General features: G+C 69.4%; 5 protein-coding genes and 1 pseudogene. 4 read left to right on the top strand and 2 right to left on the bottom strand.

Features of this window, described 5'->3' with window-relative positions; all coding sequences use genetic code 11:
- The 4 genes and pseudogenes from QM619_RS00755 to istB form a co-directional block, all read left to right on the top strand.
- On the top strand, positions 1-640 hold a 640-nt coding region (locus QM619_RS00755; RefSeq protein WP_415103299.1), incomplete at its 5' end, for a Mu transposase domain-containing protein.
- Positions 641-684: 44 nt separating this feature from the next.
- A pseudogene (locus tag QM619_RS00750) lies at positions 685-1,896 on the top strand (ISAzo13 family transposase); the annotation flags it as partial.
- A gap of 35 nt (positions 1,897-1,931) precedes the next feature.
- Positions 1,932-2,174, top strand: coding sequence for a hypothetical protein (locus QM619_RS00745; RefSeq protein ID WP_415103297.1), 243 nt, complete (start codon positions 1,932-1,934; stop codon positions 2,172-2,174).
- Between the two features lie 122 nt (positions 2,175-2,296).
- Positions 2,297-3,097, top strand: a complete 801-nt coding sequence (istB, locus tag QM619_RS00740) for an IS21-like element helper ATPase IstB (protein WP_415103295.1) — start codon at positions 2,297-2,299, stop codon at positions 3,095-3,097.
- Positions 3,098-3,792: 695 nt separating this feature from the next.
- Here the strand turns inward: istB and QM619_RS00735 are convergent.
- Together QM619_RS00735 and QM619_RS00730 are read right to left on the bottom strand one after the other, a co-directional pair.
- Positions 3,793-4,905, bottom strand: coding sequence for an FHA domain-containing protein (locus QM619_RS00735; RefSeq protein ID WP_415103293.1), 1,113 nt, complete (start codon positions 4,903-4,905; stop codon positions 3,793-3,795).
- A gap of 1 nt (position 4,906) precedes the next feature.
- Positions 4,907-6,187 carry a VWA domain-containing protein gene (locus QM619_RS00730; protein WP_415103291.1) on the bottom strand — a complete coding sequence of 427 codons (1,281 nt, stop codon included), beginning with the start codon at positions 6,185-6,187 and terminating at the stop codon, positions 4,907-4,909.
- Positions 6,188-6,189: the final 2 nt, after the last annotated feature.

Genomic DNA, 6,189 nt, shown 5'->3' with positions numbered 1-6,189 from the left:
CTGCCACAAGGTCAACACCCGCCTGCACCGGCTCACCAAGCGGCCACCGGTCGAGATGCTCGCCGAGGAAGCCACCCGACTGCACCCGGTCCCCGCGGTGCCGCACACGGTGGCGTTCGGCACCACCCGGGTGGTGCCGGCCAACACGCCGATGGTGACGTTCGAGTCAGGCCAGTACTCGGTCCCGCACACGCTGCTGGGGGCGACGGTGTGGGTGCGTACCCAGGGCGTCGGCGCCGGCGAGCAGGTGGTGATCGTCCACGTCGGTGCTGACGGGCCGGTCGAGGTCGCCCGCCACGCCCGGGCCACCCCGGGCACGCCGAAGATCAACGACGAGCACTTCCCGCCCCAGCCCGCCGGGCCGCTGGACCGCCGGCCACGGGCCAGGAACGCGGCCGAGGCGGAGTTCCTCGACCTGGGCGAGGGAGCCGCGTTGTGGCTGATCGAGGCAGCCGCCGCGGGCACCACGAAGATGCGGGTGAAGATGGCCGAGGCGCTCGCGCTGGCCAAGCTGTTCGACCCCGCCGAGGTGGACTGGGCACTCGGGCACGCCGCGGTGCATGGCCGGTTCGCAGAGGCCGACCTGGCATCGATCCTGGACCACCACGCCCGCCAGCCCGGAGCCGGTGAGGGCCTGTAAGGAATTTTCGGGGCGTGTTGGCTGTTCGGCCAGCTGTGACGGTGATTGAGAGATGGACTGAGGAGCGGCTTCAGGCGAGGTATGGGGTCTTGCTTCCGCTCCTAGATGAGCGGTCAGTACGGCTTGTGTTGGGCGCTGACGCCCAGGCGATCGGCTATGGCGGGATCGCGGCGGTCGCCCGCGCTGCGGGGGTCGATCCCAAGACGGTGACCGCCGGCATCGACGAACTCGACTCCGGGGTCGAGCCCTTGTCGGCGGGGCGGGTGCGCCGCCCCGGCGCCGGGCGACCGCGTGTTGAGGAGATCGATCCGGGGCTGGTGCCAGCGCTGCTGGAACTGGTCGAGCCCGCCCGCCGCGGGGATCCGATGACCAGGTTGTGTTGGACCAGTCTGTCGACTCGCCGACTGGCAGCCCGGCTCACTGCTGCCGGTCATTGGGTCTCGCATACCACGGTGGCTCGGCTACTGAAGGAGGCCGGGTTCAGTCTGCGAGCGTGTACCAAGACCATTGAGGGCAGCGCCCATCCCGACCGCGACGCCCAGTTCGAGTATCTGGCCGCGCAGATCGCCGACCACCAAGCCAGTGGTGAGCCGGTGATCAGCGTGGACACCAAGAAGAAGGAGTTGGTCGGGAACTACAAGAACAACGGCCGTGAGTGGGCACCGGCCGGGTGCCCGCCGAGGGTGAACGTGCACGACTTCATCGGCGAGGGCGGCAGGGCCAACCCGTACGGCGTCTACGACATCGGCGCGAACACCGGCTGGGTCAGTGTGGGCACCAGTCGCGACACCCCCGCCTTCGCGGTGAACACGATCCGTAACTGGTGGAACACCGTCGGGCGCGCGGCCTACCCCCATGCCACCAGGCTGATGATCACCGCCGACGGTGGCGGCTCCAACGGCTATCGGGTCAGAGCCTGGAAGACCGAACTGGCCAAGCTCGCCGAGGAGTCCGGCCTGCAGATCACCGTCGGGCACCTGCCACCGGGCACCAGCAAGTGGAACAAGATCGAACACCGGCTCTTCTCCCACATCTCGATGAACTGGCGCGCCCGACCCCTGACCAGCCACGAGGTCATCGTCAACACCATCGCCGCGACCACCACCAGCAGCGGCCTGAAAGTCGATGCCGTCCTCGACACCACCGACTACCCGACCGGGGTCAAGATCGGTGACCAACAGATGCGCCAACTCACCGAAGACGGCCGCTGGGTCCGCCACGACTGGCACGGGGAATGGAACTACGCCCTCCACCCCCACAGCACTGACCACGAGTCTGGTAAGGCCGCATGATGGACACCATGCACAACCCGTTCGAGGACCCCGAGACCGGCTTCCGCGAGCGATACCAAAAACTCCTGCCGCTCCTGGCTCCCCCGCAGGCCCGGCTCGTCCTCGGCGCCGACGCCAACGACCTGATCGCACACGGATTCCCCGACGGCATCGACATCATCGCCCGTGCCGCCGGAGTCGACCACAACACCGTCAACCAGGGCAGAACCGAACTCGACACCCACAACACGCCAACTAAATAGCTGACAGGCTCTGAGCACCGGGCCGGCGAGGATTCCTCGCTGACCCAGGGCACCGGAGCATGGGCACGGCTCGGCCGACCAGCCGAGCCAGTCGTCACCGACGACCAGGACGGGGTGATCGCGTGAGCGGCAAGAGCTCAGCGCCGACGGTCGGGGTGCCGTCCGCGCCGCCGCTGCCCGACGAGCTGGAGGACCTGCTGCGCCGGCTCCGGTTGCCGCACGTGCGTCGGCACGCACCGGAGGTGGTCGCCACCGCGAAGGCGCAGCGCTGGGAGCCGGTCGAGGTGCTCAAGGCGCTGTTCGCCGAGGAGGTCGCCGGCCGGGACCGCTCCTCGCTGGCCACCCGGCGAGCAGCCGCGGGATTCCCGACCGGGAAGACCTTCGACGCCTGGCAACCCGAGGCATCCTCGATCCCGGCACCGACCCAGCAGGCGCTGCGCACCCTGGAGTGGGTGCATCGGCGGGAGAACCTGGTGGTCTGCGGTCCTTCGGGGACCGGGAAGACGTTCCTGCTCGAGGCGCTCGGTCACCAGGCCGTCGAGGCCGGGCTGAGGGTTGCCTGGTTCACCCTGGAGAACCTCGGGGTGATGCTGCGTCGGCACCGTGCCGACGACACCGTGACCAAGGCCATCGCCCGGATCCTGCGAGCCGACTTGGTAGTGGTCGATGACATCGGGCTGCTGCCGGTTGCCGCGGACGCCGCCGAGGGGCTCTACCGGCTCGTCGACGCCGCCTATGAGAAGCGCTCGGTCGCGATCAGCTCGAACCTGCACCCGAGCGGGTTCGACGAACTGATGCCCAAGACGCTGGCCACCGCCACCGTCGACCGACTGCTCCACCACGCCCACGTCTGCCAGACCAGCGGCGACTCCGTCCGCCTCACCCAAGCACTCGCAGGCCAGGGGGTGAGCCCGTTGAGCTGACCACCCGGTGGCCGGTGGTGGCCAGCAGCCCTCTGGGCAGATCCCATGGCCACCACCGGGCAGATCTCATGACCGCCAGCGGGCAGGTTTCATGTCCGCCACTGGGCAGTTCTCAATGGCCCTTGACAGCGGCGTTCGAGCAGTGTCAGCGGGGCGAGCCCTCCGCGGTCAGTTCGGCCTGGCGCGGCTATCAGCCGTCGCCACCTCCGCTGCCCACCTGATCAGCACGACCCCAACGCCCACCTTTTCTTCATGGCGACTTCATCAGCAAGAACCTGGTGCGCGACGCGACCAGTCCGGTCGGCTGGGTCCCCCTTGATCCGATCCCGATGATCGGGGACGCGGCGGCCGAGGTGGCTGCCTTTGCCGCATGCCATTGTCATCCCGCCGTGGATCCTGCCGGTCGCCGAGGCGCTCGCTCGCGAGGTCGGGATCGACCCACGGCGAGTGCTCGCCTGGACCGCGATCTGGTCCGTGCATCAAGCCGCTCAGGCCTGGCGCGACGACTCGAGGCGTATGGGGGGCACCAATAGGACGCGGGCGATGGGGCGATCGGGTCACTGGCTATGGCAGCATCGCTGCACGACGTCGTCCGAAGTGCTGGCGAAGGGAGCGATTGCGGCGGTCGCAAATCCGTCGAGGTAGGCGCCCGAAGAGTTGGCCTTTGGCGCTGCGGCCGGCCGTTCTCAGCTCGATCAGTTGTTGAAGGCTTGCTTTTCGTCGTCGGTGGCGGTGCGGATCACGATCCGGGTCCAGGCACCGAGGTAGATCCGCTGGTCGGGGGCGAACTCGACGCGGCCGCGTCCGATCGGGTCCGCCGGCAGCGGGCCCGCGGACGGACCGATGTAGGTGCCGTTGGCCGACTCCAGGTCTTCGATCCACCAGCGGCTGCCGTCGGTGGTCACCTGGGCGTGCCTGCGGCTGACACCCGAGTCGAGCTCGCAGTCGATGTCGGGGTGGATGTTGCGGCTGCGGGACGTCCGCCCGATCAGCGCCGAACTGGAGCGCAACGGCACCACGTCCGGCAGTCCCGGCGACGGCAGCGCATCGGTCGATCCCTGGGTGGCGTACCAGTCGGGGTCGATCCAGACCTCGGCGACCCATTCCACCGAGGTCGGCCGCACCTGCAACGGACGCCGGGACGGCGGCGTCGGTACCGGCGGGGTTGCGGCGGGAGTGGGCGACTCGACCGGGGCCGCACTCGGGGACGACGAGGTCTCCGCGGCGGATGGCTCGGGTGCGGCAACGGATGCCTCGGGTATCGACAGGGTCGACCAGCTGGGGACCGGTGCGTCGGCCGGCGACGGAGAGGTCGGCGAGCCCGACGAACCGGGGTCAGGTGCAGGGGAGCTTGACGCATCGGGGTCGGACGCGGCGGCGGGGATCGGCGAACTCTGGTCGGGTGCGTCTGTCGGCGACGGAGGTCTCGACACGCTCGACCAACCGTGGTCGGGCTGGTCATTCTGGCTGCCGGAGTCATCGGGTGTCGGTACGCTCGACCGACCGTGGTCGGGCTCGCTGCCCGGATCGCCAGGCGTCGACACACTCGACCACTGGGCGGGCGGTACGGCCGGAGCCGGCGCCACCGAGCGCGGCATGGTGCCGGTGGTGAAGTCGTAGCCGCAGGCCTCGCAGAACAGGGCGTCCGGGGCGTTGGTGGTGCCGCAGTTCGGGCACACCGCACCCGGCGTGGCCGCCGGCGGGGGCGCGGACGGCGCGCCGGCGTCCGGACCTGCGGTCACCGGCAGGCCGCAGATGTCGCAGTAGTCCTCGGCTGCCGAGGTGTGTCCGGCCGGACAGATCGCCATGTCAGCCCCTGATTCGCGTGGTCTTGGTGGACGCCGTGTCGAGCGCCATCTCGTCGGCCTTCGCCACGCCGCGCTTCAGCCGCACCGTGCCGGTCTCGGCGTTGTCGATGTCGACCACCTTGCGGAGTTTGGCGGTGGCCTCGGCGTTGCCGGTCTCGGCAGCCAGCTGCGCCGCGCGACCGAGCTTGGTGGTCGCCGTCCGCTCGTCGCCGGACGCCTTCGCCTGCAGACCCTCTTGAATGGCCTGAGCCAGCTCGGTCTGCCCGGTGTAGTGCGCCACCTCGGGGTTGATCTGGGCGGTCAAGTTGAGATCTGACGACCACTTCGCCTTGACCAGACCCTGGGTCAGTACCTCCGGTCCGATCGCCAACTGGACGCGGGCGGCGAGTTGCTCCTGCCCGACCGACTTGGCCGGCAGCCGGATCTGGACGTGGTAGTCGCGCTCTTCGTCGCCCCACGACCCGGTCGGGTAGGCCTGGGTGAGCGGGTTGATCGGCACCCCGCGAGCGGTCAGGTCTTCCACGGTGGGCGAGACCTGGCGGATGAACAGCACCTGCGCGCCCTGCGGAATCCAGACCCGCAGATCGGCCTGCGCCACGCCGCGCGCCATCGACGTCCGCATTAGTTCGGCGAACGCGGGCCCCAACGCCGACGGGTTGGGAATGATGTCGACGGTGCCGAGCAGCGCCTGCGCGATCATCCGGATCTCGGCGACCTTCCAGTCGACGCCGACACCGCGGCAGTCGACCTGGAACTGGCCGAGGCAGTTGCGGATCGCCATGTCGAGCTGCTGCTGGGTCTCGTTGTGGTTCTCGCCGTCGGTGAGCAGAATGGCGTGCTTCTGGGCCAGGTGCCCGATCGAGTCGAACAGGGCCTTGGCCAGGTTCAGCCAGTTGCCCATCGCGGTGCCGCCGTCGGCCCGGAAGAAGCTGATCGCCCGCCGCGCCTCGGCGCGGGTACGGGCGTCCATCCGCACCATGCCGGCTCCGGACTGCACCATCGGGTAGGCCAGGTACGCCTTGTGATTGCCGGCCACCACCGCGAAATAGGTGCCGTCGAGAATGTGGTCGAGCGCCACCATCGCTGCCTGCTTGGCCGCCGCCATATTGACGTTGCCCATCGATCCGGAGGTGTCGACGATGATGATCTCGCCGGCGTCCCCGCTGCCGGTCTGACCGGCCGCACCCGCGCCGCTGCAGGCGATGGTGACGATCGCGTTGACATCGGTGCCGCCGTCGGGCAGGAACTCGTTCTGGTACACCGCGGAGGTGAACAGGGCCATCC

It is taken from the genome of Micropruina sp., from assembly GCF_047606665.1.
Taxonomy (GTDB): Bacteria; Actinomycetota; Actinomycetes; order Propionibacteriales; family Propionibacteriaceae; genus Micropruina.
The sequence above is the reverse complement of the archived record's forward strand: the minus strand, read 5'-3'. Positions and strand labels throughout refer to the sequence as shown.

Bases quoted from the DNA above. Each gene is read 5' to 3' on its own strand.
- QM619_RS00735 (WP_415103293.1), bottom strand. From the start codon at position 4,905: ATGGCGATCTGTCCGGCCGGACACACCTCGGCAGCCGAGGACTACTGC.
- QM619_RS00730 (WP_415103291.1), bottom strand. From the start codon at position 6,187: ATGGCCCTGTTCACCTCCGCGGTGTACCAGAACGAGTTCCTGCCCGAC.
- QM619_RS00745 (WP_415103297.1), top strand. From the start codon at position 1,932: ATGGACACCATGCACAACCCGTTCGAGGACCCCGAGACCGGCTTCCGC.